Annotated in this window: 21 protein-coding genes; 3 read left to right on the forward strand and 18 right to left on the reverse strand. The window is 51.8% G+C overall.

The window, feature by feature from the left end; translation table 11 throughout:
* The first annotated feature begins 152 nt into the window (after nucleotides 1–152).
* The 3 genes from ACTCIA_RS08940 (at nucleotide 153) to ACTCIA_RS08950 (ending at nucleotide 2974) form a co-directional block, all read left to right on the forward strand.
* The gene (locus tag ACTCIA_RS08940; RefSeq protein WP_463001465.1) at nucleotides 153–587 is read left to right on the forward strand and encodes a hypothetical protein; all 435 of its coding nucleotides are present in this window, start codon (nucleotides 153–155) and stop codon (nucleotides 585–587) included.
* A 331-nt stretch (nucleotides 588–918) separates the two neighbouring features.
* A complete protein-coding gene (locus tag ACTCIA_RS08945) occupies nucleotides 919–1596 on the forward strand; it encodes a response regulator (RefSeq protein ID WP_463001466.1) in 678 nt (225 codons plus the stop codon).
* On the forward strand, nucleotides 1574–2974 hold the full coding sequence (locus ACTCIA_RS08950) for a sensor histidine kinase (protein WP_463001467.1): 1401 nt from the start codon (nucleotides 1574–1576) through the stop codon (nucleotides 2972–2974). Before ACTCIA_RS08945 ends, ACTCIA_RS08950 begins: the two co-directional genes overlap by 23 nt.
* An 87-nt stretch (nucleotides 2975–3061) precedes the next feature.
* Here ACTCIA_RS08950 and ACTCIA_RS08955 read toward each other — a convergent pair whose 3' ends face one another.
* The 18 genes from ACTCIA_RS08955 to ACTCIA_RS09040 form a co-directional block, all read right to left on the reverse strand.
* Nucleotides 3062–4651: a phospholipid carrier-dependent glycosyltransferase gene (locus ACTCIA_RS08955; protein ID WP_463001468.1), complete on the reverse strand. Its 1590-nt coding sequence runs from the start codon at nucleotides 4649–4651 to the stop codon at nucleotides 3062–3064.
* Nucleotides 4635–4916: a lipid-A-disaccharide synthase N-terminal domain-containing protein gene (locus tag ACTCIA_RS08960; RefSeq protein ID WP_463001469.1), complete on the reverse strand. Its 282-nt coding sequence runs from the start codon at nucleotides 4914–4916 to the stop codon at nucleotides 4635–4637. Before ACTCIA_RS08960 ends, ACTCIA_RS08955 begins: the two co-directional genes overlap by 17 nt.
* Nucleotides 4909–5625, reverse strand: a complete 717-nt coding sequence (locus ACTCIA_RS08965; RefSeq protein WP_463001470.1) for a glycosyltransferase family 2 protein — start codon at nucleotides 5623–5625, stop codon at nucleotides 4909–4911. Before ACTCIA_RS08965 ends, ACTCIA_RS08960 begins: the two co-directional genes overlap by 8 nt.
* A gap of 36 nt (nucleotides 5626–5661) precedes the next feature.
* Nucleotides 5662–7146 carry an ArnT family glycosyltransferase gene (locus ACTCIA_RS08970; RefSeq protein WP_463001471.1) on the reverse strand — a complete coding sequence of 495 codons (1485 nt, stop codon included), beginning with the start codon at nucleotides 7144–7146 and terminating at the stop codon, nucleotides 5662–5664.
* Nucleotides 7147–7367: 221 nt separating this feature from the next.
* Nucleotides 7368–7739 (reverse strand): EamA family transporter, encoded by a 372-nt coding sequence (locus ACTCIA_RS08975; protein WP_463001472.1) that lies wholly within the window; start codon nucleotides 7737–7739, stop codon nucleotides 7368–7370.
* On the reverse strand, nucleotides 7736–8653 hold the full coding sequence (locus tag ACTCIA_RS08980) for a polysaccharide deacetylase family protein (RefSeq protein ID WP_463001473.1): 918 nt from the start codon (nucleotides 8651–8653) through the stop codon (nucleotides 7736–7738). Before ACTCIA_RS08980 ends, ACTCIA_RS08975 begins: the two co-directional genes overlap by 4 nt.
* The gene (arnA, locus tag ACTCIA_RS08985) at nucleotides 8641–10641 is read right to left on the reverse strand and encodes a bifunctional UDP-4-amino-4-deoxy-L-arabinose formyltransferase/UDP-glucuronic acid oxidase ArnA (RefSeq protein ID WP_463001474.1); all 2001 of its coding nucleotides are present in this window, start codon (nucleotides 10639–10641) and stop codon (nucleotides 8641–8643) included. Before arnA ends, ACTCIA_RS08980 begins: the two co-directional genes overlap by 13 nt.
* Before the next feature lie 21 nt (nucleotides 10642–10662).
* Nucleotides 10663–12342 carry an ArnT family glycosyltransferase gene (locus ACTCIA_RS08990; protein ID WP_463001475.1) on the reverse strand — a complete coding sequence of 560 codons (1680 nt, stop codon included), beginning with the start codon at nucleotides 12340–12342 and terminating at the stop codon, nucleotides 10663–10665.
* Nucleotide 12343: 1 nt separating this feature from the next.
* Entirely contained in the window at nucleotides 12344–14023 is a 1680-nt protein-coding gene (locus ACTCIA_RS08995; RefSeq protein ID WP_463001476.1) for an ArnT family glycosyltransferase, read from the reverse strand.
* Nucleotides 14024–14033: 10 nt separating this feature from the next.
* The gene (locus ACTCIA_RS09000) at nucleotides 14034–14990 is read right to left on the reverse strand and encodes a glycosyltransferase (protein WP_463001477.1); all 957 of its coding nucleotides are present in this window, start codon (nucleotides 14988–14990) and stop codon (nucleotides 14034–14036) included.
* A gap of 3 nt (nucleotides 14991–14993) precedes the next feature.
* Nucleotides 14994–16154: an aminotransferase class I/II-fold pyridoxal phosphate-dependent enzyme gene (locus ACTCIA_RS09005; RefSeq protein WP_463001478.1), complete on the reverse strand. Its 1161-nt coding sequence runs from the start codon at nucleotides 16152–16154 to the stop codon at nucleotides 14994–14996.
* A 35-nt stretch (nucleotides 16155–16189) separates the two neighbouring features.
* Nucleotides 16190–17848, reverse strand: a complete 1659-nt coding sequence (locus tag ACTCIA_RS09010) for an ArnT family glycosyltransferase (protein ID WP_463001479.1) — start codon at nucleotides 17846–17848, stop codon at nucleotides 16190–16192.
* Between the two features lie 589 nt (nucleotides 17849–18437).
* Nucleotides 18438–18848 (reverse strand): type II toxin-antitoxin system VapC family toxin, encoded by a 411-nt coding sequence (locus ACTCIA_RS09015; protein WP_463001480.1) that lies wholly within the window; start codon nucleotides 18846–18848, stop codon nucleotides 18438–18440.
* On the reverse strand, nucleotides 18845–19060 hold the full coding sequence (locus ACTCIA_RS09020) for an AbrB/MazE/SpoVT family DNA-binding domain-containing protein (RefSeq protein WP_463001481.1): 216 nt from the start codon (nucleotides 19058–19060) through the stop codon (nucleotides 18845–18847). The genes ACTCIA_RS09015 and ACTCIA_RS09020 overlap by 4 nt, the downstream gene beginning before the upstream one ends.
* 121 nt (nucleotides 19061–19181) lie before the next feature.
* Nucleotides 19182–19475, reverse strand: a complete 294-nt coding sequence (locus tag ACTCIA_RS09025) for an HPP family protein (RefSeq protein WP_463001482.1) — start codon at nucleotides 19473–19475, stop codon at nucleotides 19182–19184.
* A gap of 56 nt (nucleotides 19476–19531) precedes the next feature.
* Nucleotides 19532–19834 (reverse strand): CBS domain-containing protein, encoded by a 303-nt coding sequence (locus ACTCIA_RS09030; protein ID WP_463001483.1) that lies wholly within the window; start codon nucleotides 19832–19834, stop codon nucleotides 19532–19534.
* 98 nt (nucleotides 19835–19932) lie between these two features.
* Entirely contained in the window at nucleotides 19933–21576 is a 1644-nt protein-coding gene (hcp, locus tag ACTCIA_RS09035) for a hydroxylamine reductase (protein ID WP_463001484.1), read from the reverse strand.
* A gap of 258 nt (nucleotides 21577–21834) precedes the next feature.
* Nucleotides 21835–22116: an amino acid permease gene (locus tag ACTCIA_RS09040; RefSeq protein WP_463001510.1), complete on the reverse strand. Its 282-nt coding sequence runs from the start codon at nucleotides 22114–22116 to the stop codon at nucleotides 21835–21837.
* Between the last annotated feature and the right edge of the window lie 131 nt (nucleotides 22117–22247).

Below are 22247 nucleotides of genomic sequence, written 5' to 3' on the forward strand. Positions count from 1 at the left end.
AACCGCTATAACTCCGGGAAAAAAGAATGCTGGGGATATATTGAATTTGCAAGCAAGCGTGATAACTGGATACATTCAGACGCGCCATTTATTGCCGCTTGCTCCATGACCACGGGGGACAGAAGTATCTGCCCGGGTGCAGGCCTGATACAGTGATCATCACCAATATCGGCCAGGGCCAAGCCATCGATGCCCTGCTCCAGGAATCCGGGGCGGAACAATATCTGGAAGCCAATGGTATTGTTGCCTGCTATCACGAGCGAGGCAGTGACGAACTGGCCAACCGGGCATTGAAAGATTTCGGTCATGAGCAACTGCCGTTCAAGCGGTTTAATCCGAACGCTGCATGGTATTATTCGATGTTGCTGGGCCATTTTTTGATGGAGACCTTCAAAGAAGATGTTGGCGTTTCAGTGGTCCCGGTCGGGGCGTATGCAAACACGGTTCGCAGGCGGTTGATTGATATCGCCGGAAAGATCGTTTCGCATAGCGGCAAGATGATCTTAAAGGTGACCGCTGCCTGCTTTGAAGGTCTCGGCTTATTTGAACTGTTTAACCGGCGCAATCGCGCGCCAATTATTATTTAAATTTCAAATAGTTGAAATAAAACCATCGTCTTCCCGAGGGGGAAGTACGCCCCGTTGCCTACAACTATTACGCAAAAAGCTTATACTATACAAAAAAATACTAATTTGTAGACAGTTTTTTCTGTATAGCAGATCCAGCAGCTGGATCTATGGCTAGTAGCAAAGCCAAAATCTCGCTGCCAAACACAAAATCGCTCAGTTTAGGGAAGTGTCAAATTGATTAATGATCTCTTGAAAAAGACGGGGTATGATAACACGAATTTTTTCGGACAATCAAAAGCACCCGGTCACGGCCCCTGGTGGCCGGTTACTTTAAAAAGGAACAATACGCATGCGCCTTCTTTTGGTGGAAGATGATCACAAAATCGCCCATTTTGTCTCCCAGGGGTTGCGGGAGGCGGGGTTTGCCGTGGATCATGCGGAAAACGGCGAGGACGGGCTGCACATGGCCCTGAGCGAACCCTATGATGCGGTTGTCATGGATATTATGTTGCCGAAAAAGGACGGCTTGACGGTGATTGAACGGATGCGGGAAAACCGCGTCAACACCCCGGTGCTGATTTTAAGCGCCAAAAGGTCGGTGGATGAACGGGTCCGGGGACTTCAGACCGGGGGGGACGATTATCTCACCAAGCCCTTTGCATTTTCCGAACTCCTGGCCCGGCTCCAGGCCCTGATCCGCCGGGCCACGGGCGTCGCCAATCCATCGAAACTCCAGGTCGCGGATTTAGCGCTGGATATCCATACCCGCAAGGTCGAACGGTCCGGCCAAAGAATCGACATTCAGCCCCTGGAGTTCTCGCTTCTGGAATACCTGATGCGCAACGCCGGCCGGGTGGTGTCCAAAACCATGATCATGGAGCATGTCTGGGATTATAATTTCAATCCCCAGACCAATGTGGTGGAAGCGCGCATCTGCTGTCTGCGGGATAAAGTGGACCGGGATTTTGAGCCCAAACTCATCCATACTATTCGCGGGGTCGGGTATGTTCTCAAAACGGATTCATGACATCACCGGCACCCTGGCGTTCCGTCTCACCATCTGGTACGCCGTGTTTTTTACCTTCTGCTCCTTGTTCGCCATCTCCATCTACTATTATAAAATTTCCGTGATCACGCGGATGGAAACGGACAAGGAACTGGTTGAGGAAATTGATGAATTTTCCGTCATCCTGCAGGAGGGCGGAGTTGAAAACGTGGAAAAATACATGACGGCGGAAGTTGAATCCGAGGGAGAAGATATATTTTTCCAGCTTTTGTCTCTGGACGGACGGGTTTTGTCCATGAAAAGCAAGACATTTCTCCACCAGCAGGCCACAATTCCGGATTCGGCCCTGGAAGTGATCCGGCGAACGGGCAAGCCGGTTTTTGAAACCCTTAATCTGGCGGATTATCCTCATCCCGTGCGAAGCGTGGTCGGCCCCATCAGTCCGGATCTGGTTCTGTACGTGGGAATCTCCCTTGAACAGAATGAGGAATATCTAAGTATTTTTAAACAGTTAATTTTTAAACTGATTTTCCCGCTCTTCATGATTTCCGCTTTGATCGGATGGTTTCTGGCCCGCAAGGCCCTTAAGGGGGTGGAGGAGGTGACCCGCACGGCCACGGAAATTTCAAAGGGCGCCTATGACAAGCGGGTTCAGGTGAAAAAACAGCTCTTGGAAGTCCATCGTCTGGCCAATACCTTCAACGTCATGCTGGACCGGATTCAGGCCCTGATCAAGGGCATGAGGGAAATCACGGACAATGTGGCCCACGATCTCCGAAGCCCCCTGACCCGGATCCGGGGGGCCGCCGAGATGACCCTGACCCGGACCGCATCCCTTTCCGATTGTGAGAAAATGGCGGCCAGCACCATTGAGGAATGCGATAATCTCATCGTCCTCATCAACACCATGCTGGACATCACGGAAATCGAGGCCGGCGTGGGACGGTTGGAAAAAGACAACGTTGCCGTGAACCGGTTGATCCTGGACGCCCGCGATCTGTTCGGCCCGGTGGCCGACGGTAAAAATATCCGGCTGGAAGCCGAAGTCCCGGACGAGCTCTATGTTCCAGGGGATAGGCGCAAACTTCAGCGCATGGTCACCAATCTTCTGGAAAACGCCATTAAATATTCGGAATCCGGCGGTGTTGTCGCCATATCGGCCAGAATGGAAGGCGGTCGGGTCCGCATGGATTTTTCCGATACGGGCATGGGCATTTCCCCGGCGGATCTGCCGAAAATATTCGATCGGTTCTACCGATGCGACAGCAGCCGGTCCCAGCAAGGTTCCGGCCTGGGCCTTTCTCTGGTCAAGGCCATTATCGATGCCCACGGCGGTGATATCCGCGTTAAAAGCAAATTAAATGCGGGCAGTACGTTTTCAGTTTTCCTGCCGCTGTAGCTTTTTGCCTTGTCCTGTCTTCGGGCGCTGCAAATCACCGGCGGCTAGTTGATTGTCCATTGACAAGGCGGGCCATGGCAATGGTCATCATCCGCTTAACTGGATTTTATCCGAAAATTCCATCACGATCACCTTCCCGCCTCTATATCGCTGTTGATATATTATATTGTTTTTATTAATAATTTTTTTATGTTTATCCCGGGCTATCAAAAGAACGTGTTGATGGGAGTTAAGATATGCATCGACACTTGCTTTATTTTTTAGAACGATCAAAGGTTGTGTTAAACGGCCCAGGAACTGATATTGCCCATGGTATTCACCGTAATGAACAAGATGATATCCTTCTTTCTGTTTTTCGTTTAACATACGGGCAAGATGACTCAGGTCATACCGATTGCCAAATTTAGTTGAACCGACAAATCCAATCGCGACGATAAGGACGGCCAGAGAGGAAACCGCGAGTGTTTTCATCAGGGTATCCAGGGATAATGGTTTCGCGAAAAAAAGCATCCCTCCCAGACAAAGAAACGCGGCCGCCGGCATCACCGCGACACCGAAGGGAATATCGCCAAGATTACCGCTGGTTTTAATAAACGGCGCGCCCAATATCAATCCGCCCAGCATGGTATAAAATATTGCCACGGGGTAATGCAATTTGGCGTTTTCCGAAATTTTCGCGCCGAATCCCGCGATATTTTTTGCTATCAGCAGGCTGGCCGCGGGCAGCATCGGAATCAAATAATGGATCTGCTTGCCGCTGATCAATGAAAAGATGATTATGGTTGCCAGCATCCAGACAGCAAGAAAGCGATAACTTTTATTATGCTGAATCATTGAAAATCCCCGCCATGTCGGTTTTACTAAAATCCAAGGGAAAAGAAGTCCGGAAAGCATCGGTATATACCACCAGACTGGATGCCGATGAGCAAAGGAAGATACCAGACGACCAACGGTCTGGCCCCACAGAATGGATTGCCTGTATGCCTCGCCACCCCTCATCGCGGCGGGAATAGCCCAGAGCAAGGCGATCGCCGCTCCTATAAAAACAGATCCGAGCATCATTAAATACCATCTGCTTGTCTTTAATCCATTTTCCGGCTTCCACGTGAAGTATAAGATGCTTATCGGAAGGATATACGCAAAAACAACCGGCCCTTTTGTCAGCAATCCGCCTCCGATGGACAAGGGAACAAGACATAATGCGGTTTTAACATTGCCGCTTGCCGCCGATAAAAGCCCGTATATTCCGACCAAAACAAAAAAAGTAAGAACAATATCAAACATAATTAATATCGACCAAACCAAATAAATCAGCGTGGACGCCAAGATCGTCGTTGCATAGCCGGCGATTTTTTCATCCTTCCACAATGCCAGGGCGATTTTACGGGTCATGAAAATATTGAGCGCACTGAACAGCACGGGAATGAAACGAAGCGTTTTTTCGTTTACGCCGAAAATCAACCAGTCTAAATTGATTAATAAAAATAAAAACGGAGGCTTGTGTGAATACGGACTGCCATTTAGAAGGGGAACAATGGAATGATTCAGCTTCATTTCCCAAGCAACCGCCAGATATCGTGTCTCATCCACGGGGAAGAACGGCAACAGACAAACAGCGGCGGCTCCTGATGCCGTCAGAATCAACAGGGGCAGCTTGATGTCATTTAGTATTTTCATTTTTTTTGTGTCTGCCGATAAAATGAAGGTTTCGGGAATAAACAATAACGCCGAACAATTGTCCCAAAATAAAAACCGGATCGCCGCGGAAAACAGCATAAGAAAGGAGCAGGAGAGAACCGATGATGCTTAAATACCAGAATGCTACGGGTATAACGCTGTTTTTCGCTTTCTCGGTTGCAATCCATTGCAGGACGAAACGCATCGTAAAAACCAACTGGCCGGTAAACCCCACGATCAGCCAAATAGTATGTTTTTCAGTCATCTGTCATTTTCCGGTCCGAGAGCTTCCTTGTTCGCAGGCATAGCCAATACACCCCCATCAAATCAATCAGCCCGACCCATAGCCGGTCCAACGTGCCATACTTGGACCGGCCTTGCATTCTTTTACGGTGATTCACCTCCACTGAAATCACCTCCCCCCCCTGCATGCTGATAAGCGCGGGCAGGAAACGGTGCATGTGATCAAAAAACGGAAGATCCATAAATGCAAACTTATAAAAAGCCTTTAAACCACATCCTGTATCCGGCGTATTATCTTTTAATAAACAGCCTCGTACGAAATTTGCGATCTTGGATGAAATGAACCGCCATGTTGAATCTTTTCTCTTTTTTCTATGACCCACAACCATTCGGCATGCTTTATGATCCAATAACGTGGAAATAAGTTTCGCCATATCCGCCGGATCATTTTGGCCATCGCCGTCCATGGTAACGATCAATTCGCCTTCGGCATGCTCCACGCCTGTCACAATGGCGCAGCTTTGGCCGTATTTCTCTTTGTGCCGCACAATTTTCAGGTGGGGCATATCCTTTTTTATATCAGACAAAACCGCGGCTGTATGATCATTGCTTGCATCATCAACAATAACTATTTGATATGATAGATTTAATGAAACCATGTTGATTTCAGCAATTAGCCGTCCAATATTTTCGGCTTCATTATGTACCGGGATGACGATTGAAATCAGCATATCGGGTTATCCATTTATCATTCAGCCGCAAGCGCCCTATGAACGCACCACGGATAGCAGCGAGAGATGATGGCGTTTCAATTTCCGCTGGTGCAAAATTTTAAGTTTCCGGGGATAAAGAGAGGCGTTCAATTCCGTCGGATCCGTATCATAGGTGAGGATCAGCAAGTCCGGATCCGTTGATATTTTCCGGTTCAGGTCCTCCGGCGACCAGACCATCGGCATCTGCCGGCTGAAATGGAAATACGCCGCGCCCCGGGCGGTTTCCGGGAGACAATAGAGTATGATGTTTTTTCTTTCCCATTCCGGCTGCATTTCCGTGAAAAAGGGCTGAAGGGACTCGGAAGAAGTATCCGGCAGAATGACCGAATAATGGAGCACGCAGACGAATATGGCATGGCAGCAGAAAAAAAACGCCATGGCATGTTTTCGCGTTACCAATTTTTGGATGAAAAAAACAAAAAACGCGCCCGACAAAAGCACCAGGCCGATCAAACCCGCGCCAAGGATGAAATGGCCGCCGATAAAGGCGCAAACAACACTTGCGGCCAGGAGGATGCCGCCAAATCCTGAAAGAAACCGCAGGGAAAGCGTTTCCAGCCGTTGAAACCCTTCGGTGGTGGTGATCCGCCGCCACCACAAGGCGGTCATCAGGGCGATGGATGGATAAATCGGTCCCAGATAAACGATCCGTTTGGCCGATGCCGCGGACAGAACAATAAAAACCGTCATGAACCAGATTTGGGGCAACAGCATGTTTGCCGGCCGCTTGCCTTCCGGTTTTTCAGAACGCGAACGCCGCCGAATCCTTTGCCAAAAAATGATCATCAGAAAAAAAGTCCATGGCAGGGCCAGGTACAAAATGGGCCTTAGATAATAATATGGCGGATTCGCATGGTCCGCCGACGCGGAAAAAAATCGACTCACGCTTTGCCGCCATACTTCATGGGCCAGTTCAGGTCCTTGCGCCTGATACAGCAAAAAAAACCAGCCCAGAACCGGGGTCGCGAAAATGAAAACTCCCCACCAGGGCCGCATTTTTAATATAAATGAAAAGTCCTTTTTCATTAAAATAAAAATTCCCGCGATCATCGCGGGCAGACCGGCTCCGATGAGCCCTTTGGTCAGGAAAGCGCCGGCCATGCCAAGATAAAAAAAGACAAGATACCGAAAGGCTTTTTCCTTTGCCCCGTATCCGGCCGCGAATCCATAAAGGCTTAACGTGATCCAGAATAAAAGAGACGCGTCCACCCGGAGGCTTGCGTTTAAGGAAATAAACCCGCATGTTGCCTGCAGAAAAAAGGCCGCTAAAATTCCGGTTTTTTCATCGCCGAGGGTTTTTCCGAGCAGAAAAATTAAAAAAACCGTGCCCATCCCCACAGCCGCATTGGCGAGATGAGCCATAAAGGGAGATTTTATGCCGGTCAGTTTTAAAAACAGCGCAATGGGAATGTATCCCAGGGGGGGGTATTCCAGAAACGGCGTACCATTGAGTCGTGGAACGATATAATCGTTTTCCACGGCCATTTCCCAAGCGATGCCGGCGACCCTGGATTCGTCATGCAGTGAAAATGTATTACCTGCAATAGAGCTGAGTCCAACCCACAAAACAAAGAGAATCAAAAAAAACCGTGTTAAATTAGACACATGGTCATCGGAAAAATTGTTTGTATTGAAACCCGTGAAAATTTTTTCACCTGTCACGACGGCACTTCCTTTTCCATTTCCCATTCTCAAGCCCTTTACGCTGACCGGGTAATCAGCCAAACACCCAGACATATTACTAAAATACCGCTCCAGCGTATTATTCCCATGGATTCATCAAAAAAAATCCATCCGGCAGATGCGGTGACGATGTATCCGATGGAGAGAAGAGGATAAGCAAAGCTGACCTCAACCCGTGAAAGCACCAGTAGCCAGACAGCAACACTGAGAACATAGCATGCCAGCCCGGCTAAAATGTACGGATTCACTGCGATATTAAGGAAAACAGGGACGCAGTTTTCCAACCGGAAGTCAAAATAACCGATGTTTCGCATCCCCTGCTTGAGTGCCAATTGGGCCAAAGCATTGAGCAGTACACCAAAAACAATCAGCGGCAGATATACGGTCATTTTTCACCCGGCGATTGAAGAGAGTTAACGGTATCCTCCTGGAAGGCGATCCAGCCATCCCTTCCGGGAATGACCTTTTGGAGAATGCGGGATTCCGCGATTTTCATATCAGGAGACAAAAATTCGCCCAGGGGCTTGACGGCAAGTCCCCGGGAGGAAGCCCGGTTCAGAAAATCTTCAAACAGTTCCAAACAGGCGATCCCTTCCACTTCGGCATGGATGGTGAGGATATTCAGTTGGTCATCCCGGATCAAACTGATTAAGTGTTCACTATAAGTCCTGGGAGTGCACTGCCGGCCGATGAGTTCATCATAGGTCGGCAGTGTGGCCGGCACCTGAAGGCGGCCAAGCCGGTGTCCGTCTATTACGGGCCGGAAGATCGAGTGGCCGCGGCAATCCGATTGGTACCGGAACGGAAAATCTTCCAATGCCGTCAGGGCAGCATCCGTTATCCGCCATCCCGGCGCGGCAAAACTATCCGGGCTTTTTCCCGTAATTTCCGTCAACAGATCGCGGGCTTTTTGGATTTCAAGGCGGATGGCCTTCCGGTCCATGCTTTTCAGCCGCATTTGCCACCGGTGGTGGTCCCAGGCGTGAACTCCTGTTTCATGTCCCGCCTCGGCGGTGGCGCGAATCTCCCGTGCGCAATGGTTTCCGATGACCGGGCCGGGCCAGAAGGTCCCCTTCAAGAGAATATCCCAGCCATAGAGACTGGCGGCCCGGGTCCGGAGCATTTTGAACAAAAACCGGGGCCGCAGGAGCCGCCAGAGATGGCGGCCCATATTGTCGGGCCCCACTGAAAAGAAAAAGGTCGCCCGGATTCCATGTCGGCCGAGAAGACCGACCAGGTTCGGAACGCCCACGCGGGTTCCCCGGAGAGTGTCGACGTCTACCCGCAGGCCTAATTGACACATAGCTCTTCCTTTAAGTTTTCCATGACATCCTTCAGGAAATAATCCAGAGTTTCATGGATGGACTGCTCAAACGGCACTTTCGGCTCCCATCCCAGTATGCTTTTTGCCTGACGGGTGGATGGCCGCCGGTGCTGGACGTCCTGGTAGCCGGAACCGTAAAAGGCCCGGGCCGTGATGTCTTTGATCCCCCCATCCGGCGGGAAAAGGTCGCGAAGTGGGTGGGATTTAAACTTTTCCCTCAGGATCTCCGCCAGTTGCCGCATGCTGAATTCGTTTTTCGGATTTCCGATATTGAAAATTCTGCCGTTGCAGCGGTTATCCGTGTTTTCGATGATTCTGAACAGGCAGTCGATACCGTCCTTGACGTCCGTGAAACAGCGTTTTTGCCGGCCGCCGTCAACCAGACGAATCGGGGTGCCTTCCACCAGGTTCAAAATGAACTGGGTGATGACCCGGGAGCTTCCGACGCGGGCGGACTGTAGGGAATCCAATTTCGGCCCGACCCAGTTAAACGGACGAAACAGCGTAAACGCCAATCCCTGGCTGGCGCCGTAAGCCCAGATGACCCGGTCCAGCATTTGCTTGCTGCAGGAATAAATCCAGCGCTGCTTTTGGATGGGGCCCAGCACGAGATTGGAGCGGTTTTCATCAAATTCTTCATCCGCGCACATGCCGTAGACCTCCGAGGTGGAAGGAAAAATCAGGCGCTTCCCGTATTTGACGCAATAGCGCACGATCCGCAGGTTTTCCTCGAAATCCAATTCAAAGACCCGCAGGGGATTTCGCACGTATTCGATGGGCGTGGCAATGGCCACCAAGGGCAGGATGATATCGCATTTGCGGACATGATATTCGATCCATTCCCGCATGATGGCGATGTCTCCTTCCGTAAAATGAAAATCCGGATGCCCCAGCAGGTGGCGGATGCTGCCGGCGCACAGATCCATGCCATGAACTTTGTAACGGCCGCTCTCCAGCAAGCGTTCGCTAAGGTGGTTGCCGATGAAGCCGTTCACCCCGAGGATGAGGACATGCTTTTTCCGCCGTTGTTCGCGGAGGGCTTCCGTCGGTCCATTGAACCGCATGCCGGCGACGAGATTGAGTTCTTGGGTCAGTTGGCCGCCGGTCATGTAAAGGCCGTTTTCCGGCTGGGCGAATTCCACGTGCACGGCCCCTTTGCCGCAGGCGATGATGAAGGGATCCGTCGATATCACCGCGCCGGAAGGTACGTCTTTCGGCTTTTCCACGGTTTTGACTTGCCAGAACAGGCATTTGCGGTCGCCGATCCAGGAAAAAGCGCCGGGATAAGGCCGGGTCACGGCCCGCACCAGGTTGCGCACGCTTTCGGCGTCCTTGGCCCATTCGATCATCCCGTCCCGGGGGCCCCGCCCGCCGAAATAGGTTGCCGCCGCTTCATCCTGGGGGATGCGTTCAATCTTATTTTCCCGGATTTTGGGCAGGAGATCGACCAGCAGCTCTCCTGCGGCCTGAGCCAGTTTTTTATGCAGGGTCAGGGCCGTGTCCGCATGGTCAATGGCGATTTTTATCTGTCCGGCAATGTCGCCGTCATCGGGCCGGGGTGTCATGTAATGCAGGGTGACCCCGGTTTCCTTTTCTCCGTTTACCAACACCCAATTGACCGGGCACCGGCCCCGATACCGGGGCAGCAGCGATCCGTGCAGGTTGAGGCAGCCCGCCGGGGGGATTTCAAGAATTTCCTTGCCCACCAAGTCCCGGTAATAAAAAGAAAACAGGATGTCCGGTTGCAGTTCCCGGATTTTTTCCACCCAAAGGGGATGGTTGATATTTTCCGGCGCATATACCGGGATATTGTTGGCCGCCGCCAGTTCGGCCGTGGATTCGAACCAGACATTTTCATGGGGATCATCTTCGTGGGTGAAAACAGCCTGGATTTCATACCCATGGGCCAGCAGCGACCGGATGCCGACGCATCCGATATTATGGTAGGCTAAAACAATTGCTTTCATAAATTTCTCCTTGCTAATTTGTCAGGACTTGAAGCCCTCTTTTAAATTCACCCGATAGGCGTAAAGCTTTGTTGAGCGGGCATTCCCCTCCACAATCTTATGGATATTCCGGTCTTCCAATAAAGGAAGGTTATCCATGTCCGTAATCAGAAGGCATGGCGCGGGCAGCGTATTTAATTCTTCCAAACGGTCGACAAAACGAATCTCCTCTGGGTTTCGATTGCTGTAGAATAAATATTTCAGGGCATCTCCATCACGCCCCAACCCATGAATCATCACCGGGAGCAGGGAGGCCTGCGATTCCGCGGCCGTGACAAATTCGCGGGCGGATGCGCGGCGGGAAAGGGCCGGGGTCGCCAGGAGGTTTGCGCCGGAAATTCCGATGGCCATTAACAGCAAGACCGAACCGGCCAGTTTATGCTTTGGGTGAATCCATTTCAGAATCAGGATGATGCCGGCGACGCCCAAGGCCAGCCAGATTATGATATGGCCTAAGGAAATAAATATATATTGGTTAAACAGAAAGTAAAAAACCATACTGGCCGACAAAATCACGGCGGACAGGAAGATCGCGGAAGTTTGAAGGCGGTTTGCGCGAAACGGATTGTTCTCAACGAGGAAATGTTCCACCCAGCCCCCCAGGAGGATGGCGGCCGCCGGGTATAAGGGCAGAAGGTATCGGGAATGTTTGGTGGCGGCGAGAGAAAAAACCGTCAAAATCCCCAGAACCCATGTCACCGCCAGGCGGGTGACGGAATCGGCGGCCAGTGGTTTGAAAAAAGAAAGCTTCTTCTCTTTTAGGCGACCGGAAACAAGACGGCTTGCAAGGATCAGAAACAACCACAGGTTGCAAATCCCCAAAATGCAGAAAAAATAATAATAAAAAGGCTTGTTCGCCTGCCGCAGCCGGCCGGTCACCTGCATTTTGATCATCTCGGAAACCAATTGCCGGCCACCCGCGAGGTATGCAAACAGAAATTCCAAACCAATGCAGAACACGCCGACAAGCATGATCCATAAGGAAAATTTTATAAAATCGCTCAACCGTTTGTTTAAAAGAAGATACCCTCCCCAGGAGATTGCCGGCAGAACGATTCCGATGGGGCCTTTCACCATAAAGGCCCCTGCCAGGGCAACACATCCCCCGAGAAAATAAATTCTTTTTATTTTGGGGTTGTCTTCCTCGTCTCCGAAATAGAAACAGAGAATTCCGCCTGTCACGCAAAACGCGAGAAGCATGTCGATGGTGGCGCCGCCGGCATAGCACCAAAACGACGGAATCGTCGCCAGAATGAGGGCGGACAGCCAGCCGGCGCGGGGAGTGATCCGGCGTCCCAAGCAGAAGGTCAATGCCAGAAGCCCGACGGCCGAAAGGGCGCTGGGCATTATCGCGCTTAAGGTGCTGACGGCGCCCGCGGGGAGGGAAAATACTGTTTCCAGCCAGAAATAGAGGGGCAGGTAATCGGGGTAATACTCTCCAAATACCTTTGGAATGATGGTCAGCCCGTTTTCCAGCATTTCCCGCGCCGCAAGCGCGTTCCGGATTTCCATTCCGTAAAGATCGCGAAAAGGCGCCGCCCAGGTGTAGGCAAGAAAAAAAAACAGCAGAAAACCGGCCAACCTCAGCCAGACGTTTTCCTTGAAAAAATTTTTACGCAATTTGTCACGCAAACCGATTGTTTGGGGCCATCCGGGACGCATATCAAGATTTCCTGCCGGCGGCCGGGTTCATCAAACCTTGAGAACAACCTCCCTCCGGGATACACGGGACCATGGCCCGGTATTTCCTCAGGTTTTCCACGGCGGTCCAGTTGTCTTTGGATAATCCGTCTTCATGGTCGCGCCGGACAAACACCAATCCATTGTGTTTCACCGCCCAGTCAAAGGCGGTTTTTTCTTCCGCAAACACCTGGCAGGGGTGATCCAGGTAAAACCAGATCCGGTCGGAAGAGACGGGATAAAACGCAACGGGCCTGCCGGAAGATTTAATATCGGCCACTTTATTTCGGATATTGGGAACCTGGTCGTAAAGCGGGACCGCCGCGAAGATGTAAATGCACCATGCCGCCATGACGGCGGCTCCCACGACCCGGCCGCTTCTGGAAAAAATGCCGAACGAAAGGATTGCGGGGATTATCGCCAGGATGAGCGCAATCCACCATATCACGTCTCTGACGGCCGCCAGATGACCCGGCAATAGCCTGGGAGCCGTTAAGAGAATTCCCATCGGCGCGATCAGGATGATGGACAACAGGACGCCGAAGGCCTTGACATAAAGGGAAAACGACCGCGGCATGCGGTTGTTGAAAAAATCAACCATGAATCGTCCGGCCAGGATGGACGCAAAGGGCAGGATGGGCAACAGGTAATAAGACCGCCGGGACCCGGACAAGGTGAAAAAGAGAAATACGGCGCCGAAAATCACCAGGAGTTCGGCGGCACCGGAGGCCCGTATGCGGAGTTTCGGCCGCAGATAAACCAGGGCCGCGGGTAAAAGCAGGGACCATGGCGCGGCCAGATCAAAAATCCGGATGAAATAGGTCCAGATGGGCTCTTTATGGTCAAAGGGCTTGAAAAACCGGATCACGTTTTCCTTCCAGACCAGTTCCAGGGGCGCCCATGTGCCGGCGAAATAACAGACGACCAGTTGAAAGCCGATATAAAGGGCCATGGATAAGGCCAGCGAACCGATGATGTGCGGCCAAGTCATGGCGGAAGGCCGGTTTTGCTTGAAGAGCAGCAGGAGACCAATGGTGAATATCGGGACCCCGTAAGCAGGAAGCCCTTTGAATCCCGCGCCCACCGCCATGATGCCGCCCAATAGATACATCCAGCGGGGGCTGGGATCTTCTTTGCGTTTTAGAAAATACCAGATGGCGAGCAGGATGAAGAAAGCATTGAACATCTCCACCTGGGCGTTGCGTGCCCAGAAAATGAAGCCGTAGCTGGTGGAGAGGATCATCATGGAGCACAAAGCGGTTTGGGCGTCGAACCATTTGCGGGCCAGGTCAACGGTCAGCGCAAGCAAAAGAATCGCCGCCAGGACCGACGGCAGCCGGATCACGGTTTCACTGACGCCGCCGCTGAGGGCGGCAAAGGGGAGGACCGCCCAATAGGACAACAGGGGCTTATCCCAGTAAACGGAATTCCCGAGAAGGGGCCTGAACAGTTCTCCGGTATCAAACATATGCCGGCTGATCAAGGCCCATCGCCCTTCCGCGCCCCACAGCGGGATGACGCCGAGGTTTCCAGTCAGGATCAGGACCGCTGCGCCAAGAATGCAGGCAAAAGAAATTTTCGCGGCGTCCCATGCAAGAGGGCGGGGGGTTTCAACGGGAACGGGAAGTGTTTGAATCCCGGAAATGGTTGTCATGGATTTCATTGGATTTTCCTTAATCGGTCGGGCCGACGATTTTTTGAATGTAGTATTTCGGCCGGGCCTGGACGTCATGGTAAATGCGGCCGATGTATTCTCCCAGGAGACCGAAAACCAGAAACTGCGCGCCCGTGAAGGTGAACATGACGGCAAACAGGGTGAACACGCCTTCGGCGGCCCAGGATGCGCCGAAGATCAGGCGCATGACGATGAGAAACACGCCGAAGCCGGTGCCGGCAAGAAAGGCCAGTGCCCCGAGAATGCTTAAAAGCCGGAGGGGAAATGTGGTCATGCAGGTCAACAGATCGAATTGAAGGGAAATCAGTTTGTACAGGCTGTATTTGGTATGGCCGTTTTTGCGTTCATCGTGGCTGACGGGGATTTCCGTAACATTCCGGGCGAAATTATTGGCCAGAATCGGGATAAAGGTACTTCGTTCCGGACAACTCAAGACCGCGTCAACGATATTCCGGCGGTAGGCCCGCAGCATGCACCCGTAATCGTGCATCATGACCCCGGTGGTCTTTTGCACGAACCAGTTCACCAGGGCGGATGAAAATTTTCTGAAAAAAGAGTCTTTCCGGTTCTGCCGGACGCTGCCCACGACGTCATACCCCTGGTGGATGGCTTGAATCAGCCGGGGGATTTCTTCCGGCGGATTTTGCAGATCGGCATCCAGGGTGATGATGATTTCCCCTTTTGACGTTTCAAAACCAGCGGTCACTGCGGCGTGTTGTCCATAGTTCCGGTTCAGGAAGACTCCCTTTAATTCCGGATTCGCCAGGGCCGCGTATTCAATGAGTTTGGCGGATTGATCCTGGCTTCCGTCATCCACCAGGATGATTTCAAAGGGATTCCCCAGACCGCGGCAGACCGAAAGGCAGCGCTCGATGAGCTGATCCAGGTTCGCCTCTTCATTAAAAACCGGAATGACCAGGGATATCAGACAATCTTGATTTAACATGGGTTTCATTTTTTATCCTTTGGATGCCGCCAGAACGTCTTTGACGGCGTCCACCACATCCTGCACGTCTTCCGGCGTCATGTCCGGAAACAGCGGCAGGGAGCAGATCCGGTCGGAGTTCCATTCGGTGTTGGGTAGCCTGTCATTGGAAATTTTCATGGTATTGCGATAAAATCGTTGCATATGAACGGCCCGGAAATGCAGTCCGGTGCCGATATTTTTAAGTTTTAAGGCATTCATGAATGCATCACGGCTCATGCCGGTTTTTTGGATATCCAGCCGGACAATAAACAGGTGCCATGCATGTTTGCAGTCATAGCTCGGGTCCGCAAGGGGCGTTATCTCGTCGACTTCACGCAGGAGTTCCCTGTATTGCATGGCAAGCTGGCGACGGCGCTCGTTAAACGCATCGATTTTTGCGAGTTGGCTGATGCCGAGCGCCGCGGAGATGTCTGTCAGGTTGTATTTATAGCCGGGTTCCAGAACTTCCGCCTGGGGCGACCGTCCGTGGGTGTCCCGGTCATAGGCGTCCACTCCCAGTCCATGGAACTTTAATTGTTTGATCCGCGCCAGCAGGGCCGGATTGTCCGTACAGATCATGCCGCCTTCTCCGGTGGTCATATTTTTGATGGGATGAAAGGAGAAAATGGCCGTTCCCCGGCCGCCGATCTTTTTGCCCTTATACATGGCGCCCACGGCGTGGGCGGCGTCTTCGATCAGAAGAGCATTGTTTTCGACGGCCTGCTTTCGCAGAGGGTCGAGATCGGCGGGAGCTCCGGCGAAATGTACCGGGATGACCAGCCGGGTCCGGCTGCTCAGGCAGGGAGCAACCGTCTCCGGGGTGATCATCAGGGTATCCCGGTCGATATCGGCGAATACGGGGATGGCGCCGGCCAGAACAATGAGGTTGACGGTGGAAACCCATGTCATGGATGGAGTAATGACCTCATCCCCCGGTTTGATGCTTAATGCTTTCAAGATCAGGTGCATGCCTCCGGTGGCCGACGCCAGGGCGACGGCATGCGGGCTTCCCGTGTATTCGCCGAATTTTTTTTCGAATTCGGCATTTTTCGGCCCGGTGGTGATCCACCCGGACCGCAATACCTCGGATACGGCGGCAATTCCGTCTTCGCCGATGGACGGGCGTGAAAACGGTAAAAATGTTTTTCGCATGAGTTCCCGCCTGTTCTATTTTTCAGGGTTTTTATTCATTTTATCGGGCCGAGCCAGAAAAACCGGTGCTCGTCATGGGTGCCCGTGGCCATTTCCCCCTTGACGGGATATAACGATGATACCGAAGGGTCTTCGGGGTCCTGGACGATCATGCTGTCATAGTCTTCATCCTTTCCCGTCAGAATATTGAATATCCGCTCCCCATCATTTATCTGGGGCACCTTCCACCCCTTGTAGTAATAAAAAACGCCCCGCATGGTTTCCGTGAAATCCGTTCCCGCGACCCGCCCCCTTTGGGATTCGGGGATTTGGTTTACAAATGAGCGGATATCCGCGCCCATGCTTTTTTCCTGATCAATGGCCTTCAGCGGTAACCCCAGAAGGTTCACAAACAGGGCGGTCGTCATCAAGATCATGAAATATTCCGTTGAAACGGCCCGACGGTAACGGAAGATCAGGATCATGCAAGCCGCCAGCCAGGCGAATGCCATGGCATGATAAGGACTGAAATCAATCAGGACTTGCCGGACATCGTTCGGTATCGCGGCCGGCAGGAGGGTTGCCGTCAAGGGCAGGCAGCCGATCAGGGCCATCAGCGCCAGACAGATAACCGTCCAGAAACCGGAATACCACTCCACCCACCTGGGGATAACGTCCTTCAGGCCAACAGCCGCCATGACGGCGAAAGCGGGCAGGGCCGGAAGCAGATACAGGCCGCGTTTGGTGACCGGAAGGGTCAATACGGCGATGGAGCCCAGGCCCCAGACGCAGAGAAAAATATCCTCCCGGGAGATGGTCCGGTTTTTAATGCCCCTGCTGATTGTCGAGACAATCCAGTAAATGAAGATGGGCGTCCACGGGATGCCGTCCATGATGATTTGAACGATATAATATAAAGGAGCGCCCGGCTTTTCATGCCCCAGGTCCGACTGGCCCGTGAATCTTTCCACGTGGTTGACCCAGAACCATTCCCGGAAAATGTCGGGGCCGCCGTTTACATACAGCAAAATGATCCATATCCCCGAGACCATAAGGAAAACCACCAGCATTCCCATGTGGCGGAGGATAAACTCCTTGAGTTTCCCGGTCCATATCCGCATGCCCAGCGATCCGGCCCAGGGCGTGGCCGCCAGGACGGGGCCGATCAGTCCCTTGGATAAAAACGCGCCGGCCACGAAAAAACCGGCCGCCGGCATCAGTTTCCGACGATGCCCGAAATAAATCTCCACAAAACACCATGCGGCGGCGGCCACGAAAAACGCCAGGGCCGCATCCACGCGGATCCAATGGAAATTTTGGACAAACCCCTGCATGGTGGCCAGGATCCCGACCGCCAGGATGGCCGTCCGCTTGTCCGCCAGCCGGCGGGCGATCAGAAAGGTCATCAGCAAGACGCCGAAGCCGAACATCACCGTTGTCAGGCGGATGGCGGCGGTCGCGCCGAAAAGCGGCCCGAATATTTTCAGCATCAGGGCCGCGGCGGCGAAATACAGGGGCGGTTTTTCCACGAACGGCGCTCCGGCCAGCCGGGGGACGATAAAATCACCGGTTTCCGCCATTTCAAGGGAAATGGCCGCCACCCGGGGCTCATCCGGAGTCCAAAGGTCGTGTCCGCCGATGCCCGTGAAGCCGATCATCAATACCGCCATCAGGGGAATGACGGTATTGATGGTTAATTTTGTTGGAATTTGCATGGGTTTCGATGTCTCCTTTTAATTCATACCAATCCTACGAAATCAAAATTACGCAACGATTATCCCAAGATTATTTTTTGGTAATTTTGGTCGTTTCAGGCGGTTGATCAAAAAAACTGGATTTTCCAGCATAACCAGAAATTATGTCCGGGGCATTTCAGTGTAATCCGCTTCGTAATATCTTAAGCCCGCCGTGGCCGGTTTATGCCGTCGGCAAAGACCGCGGCCGATTCGCTTAGGGAGGAAAAATTATGTTTACAGTCCTGAACCAGATTTCGTTTACATTGCTCCGGGGGGATTCTTTTGATTTTCGTGTGGACGGAAGTGTATCCCTGCCTTGTGGAGACGGGATTTCTGTTTTTTTGAAGAATTCGGCATCAGATTCAATTTTTTATCGCCGTTGAGCACCACATTTACCGGCACGAGATCGTTCAGAATATTGGCCAGGCCATAGAAGGGGATGCCCTTTATATAAAGGGCGTCCCTTTGCCCTTGACAGGCACCTTATTTTTGCACAGGGGAAGCATTTACCGGGTTGAAAAGAGACAGGCCGTGTATAATGTGCCTTCTTTGCGTCAAGCTGGCTGGTTCAGTATACGAATGCCGGATTTAGCACATGGATCTTGAAATGTTTTTTAATGCCGCTGTCGCGGGTGATCAGGCCGAATCCCTGGACTGCGGCATGTGCTCCGATTAAAAAATCAGCCAGCATTCTTTTCTTTTTCCCGCAGGCTTTTTTATAGCCGGCAAATGCTCTGCCTGCAAGAAAGGCTGCTTCCCAGGGCAGCGGGTCCCTGCGGAACAGCTCCTGGGGCAGAAGCGTGTCAAGTTCTTCAAGGCTGTCTATGCAAGCGCCAACCTCCGCGAAGATGACCGGATTGATCACCAGGATTCCGTTTTCGGCGCAATCGGAAAGGGCCTGCCGGGAAGCCGGGCCGAATTGTTTGTCTGCGCCAAGAACGTCAAGGATCACATTGGTGTCTGCAAGCCACTGATTCATGTGCGCAGCAGTCTCATCAGTTCATCTGTAGTTTTATTGAAATGCTTTTTGCCGTAAATGGTATCGATTTTTTTCCGCCTGCTCTTTTTGCCCGGCACCAGTTCCAGGCGGCCGTCTTGCACCACAAATTCAACCTCTGTGTTTGTCCCCAGGCCGAACTGGTCCCGAATTTTTTTAGGTATTGTTACCTGCCCTCTTTCGCTGACCCGCATTTTCGTCTCCTTTTTTGTTCTGTCTGATAAGAATAAGTATACATATTCATATCAGAATGTCACATTGGTTCCAAGTATATCAAAGTCCCACTTATGGTTAAGTTTTTATATTGCCGCTGTTCTATAGCCAGAATTCCGGATAGCGGCGGTGCGGGGCGATGTTGTTAAACAGCAGGGCAACTGCCAGCATCACCACAGCTCCCAGGCCGGCGGGAATAAGCGCATAATAAAAACCCAGGGCATGGATCTGATCGCTTCCGATTACAGCAATCAGGGCTGTGGCGCCCCCGGGCGGATGCAGGGTTTTTGTGGCGTGCATGGCAAAAATTGCCGTGGCAACCGCAACTGCTGCGGCAAGAGGCATGCTGCCTCCCAGCAGTTTGAAAGCCGCCACCCCGATAACAGCGGAAATCATGTGCCCTCCCATGAGGTTTCTGGGCTGGGCCAGGGGGCTTCGGATGGCGCCGTAGATCAGCTTACTTTATCCTGGCTGTTTATTACCGGAATGCCCGAAATGTTGGCGGCAGCCATGCGTTCTGCGGTTTCCAGCAGAGAGGTTTCCGGATTGACGCAAACCACCTGCCGGGTCATGACATCTTGTGCAAGCATGGACCTGGCAATACGGTCTACGGCATGATTGTAGGCGAATTTATAAATTTCTTTAAAATCCCCGGGTGTGATATCTATATATCCCCGCATTTCCTTCATGGCGGCGATAATATCCTCGTTGTCAAGATCCACGGGCGAGGTGCCTGAATCATCATTAAACCGCATTAAATACCTCCGCTAAAAGGTTGATGGTGCCGCAAAAAACACTTTCGGCACCCCTGGATTATATCACCTGGAGCGCCGAAAGTATTTGATCTCTTAAATTATTTTCCTGCCATCATGGCATCAATGTCTTCCTGCACCGTGCCGATGGGCTTGATGTCAAATTTATCCACCAGGACCTGTGCCACGGTGGGAGAAAGGAACGCCGGCAGGGTGGGACCAAGGCGGATGCCCTTGACTCCCAGGCTGAGAAGTGCCAGCAGCACTGCCACGGCCTTTTGCTCATACCAGGCGATATCGTAGGAAATGGGCAGTTCGTTGATATCCTCAAGACCAAATACCTCCTTGAGCTTCAGGGCAATGACTGCAAGAGAATAGGAATCATTGCACTGGCCTGCATCCAGCACCCTTGGTATGCCGCCTATATCGCCCAGATCAAGTTTGTTGTATCGGTACTTGGCGCAGCCGGCAGTCAGAATCACCGTGTCTTTGGGCAGGTTTTCTGCAACCTCGGTGAAATAACTCCGGGATTTCTGGCGTCCGTCACATCCGGCCATGACCACAAAACGCTTTATGGCTCCGGATTTGACGGCTTCCACCACCTTATCGGCCAGGGCCAGCACCTGGTTGTGGGCAAAACCGCCCATGATTTTGCCCGATTCGATCTGTTCGGGAGGTTGGCATTGTTTGGCTCTTTCAATGACCGGGGAGAAATCCTTGGCCCCGCCGGCCGGCCTGTCCTCGATATGCTTGGCTGCCGGATAGTTTACCACGCCGGTGGTAAACAAACGGTCCAGATACGAGTTGTCTTTTTTAATGGGGATCAGGCAGTTGGTGGTCAGAACCAAGGGGCCGTTAAAGGATTCAAACTCCTTGTTCTGATGCCACCAGGATCCTCCGTAGTTGCCCACGAAATGATCGTATTTTTTAAATGCAGGATAGCAGTTGGCCGGAAGCATTTCCCCGTGGGTATAAACATCAACACCGGTTCCTTCAGTCTGCTTGAGCAGCTCTTCCAGATCTTTTAAGTCATGGCCGCTGATCAGAATACCGGGATTATTGCCTGCACCAATGTTGATTTCAGTGATTTCCGGATTGCCGTAGGCAGAGGTATTTGCGGCATCCAGAAGCGCCATGGTGTTTACTGAGGTTTCACCGGCTTTCATGACCATGCCGATCATCTCATCGACTGAAAGCTCTTTTGTGGTGGATGCAAGGGCTTCCATGATAAAACCATAAATATCGTCTTTTTCATGGCCCAGGATGGCAGCATGGTCTGCATATGCAGCAATTCCCTTGGTGCCGATAATCAGAAGCTCCCGAAGGGAACGGACGTCTTCATTTTCTGTGGCAGTTATCCGGACCTCGTCGGAAAGGGCTTTGGCCAGAATTTCATCCTTGTCGTCTGAAGCCCAGGTGCAGCAATCCGGCAGGGCTCCGCCCACGTCTCCTGCTTTTGCTTTAACAGAATCCCGGATCTTGAGGGCCTCTTTGATCCTGTCTATAATTACATCATCAGACCAGGCCACGTTGGTAATTGTTGTAAAAAGGGCTTTGCAGACAAAATTGGCTGCTTCCCGGTCCACGGTTCCTTTTTCTTTGAGCTTTTCTCCGTATACAGATATGCCCTTGCAAACGTAGATGAGAAGATCCTGAAGGTCTGCGGTGTTTTCCGGCTTGCCGCACACACCCTTGACGGTGCATCCCTGATTCTTGGCTGTTTCCTGACACTGAAAACAAAACATGGCTTTTCTCCTTTGCGTTGTTGAGATTCTTTTTTTGAGTCATGGGTTGTTCTTTGCTAAATTTTAAGCATATAGTTTCATATAATCCACGACACTGCATTGACTTAGGTCAATATTTTTTTCAAGTGCATCAGCAATCAGAATGAAAAACGTAATTGACTTTGCATGAAAGAGAAAAATAGGGTAGATCCGTAAATGAATCGCAGGAATACCAGTTTGAAAAATCAATATAAAAGGAAGCCTATCATGAGTTTTGATTCAATGGATGATCCACAGATGCCCGGCGATGAAAAACAGGGGCGTGAACGGATAGCCGATGGTCCGGTAAATCCCGGAAAGCTCGGGCCGGATTTTCCGGATGCGAATCAGGCCGATGACCGTGAACATGGCAAAAAGGGAAAGTGTAAAGCCGATATAGGTCAAAAGCGCGTCAAAGGCCGCGGTAATGACCATGAAACATGCAATTGCCGCCTGCAGAACAATCGAGCAGGCGGGCGTTCTGCGCTCCGGATTGACCCTGGCCAGCCTGGTGAAAAACACCCCGTCCCTGGACCAGGTGTTCAACCGACGATAAGACTGCAGACATGATGATGATTCCGGTCCAGCGGGCGATTTTTCTACGCATCCATTGTTGATGCGCCTGTAAAAAGTCTTTTTTACAGGCAGTTTTA

It is taken from the genome of Desulfosalsimonas sp., assembly GCF_055149105.1.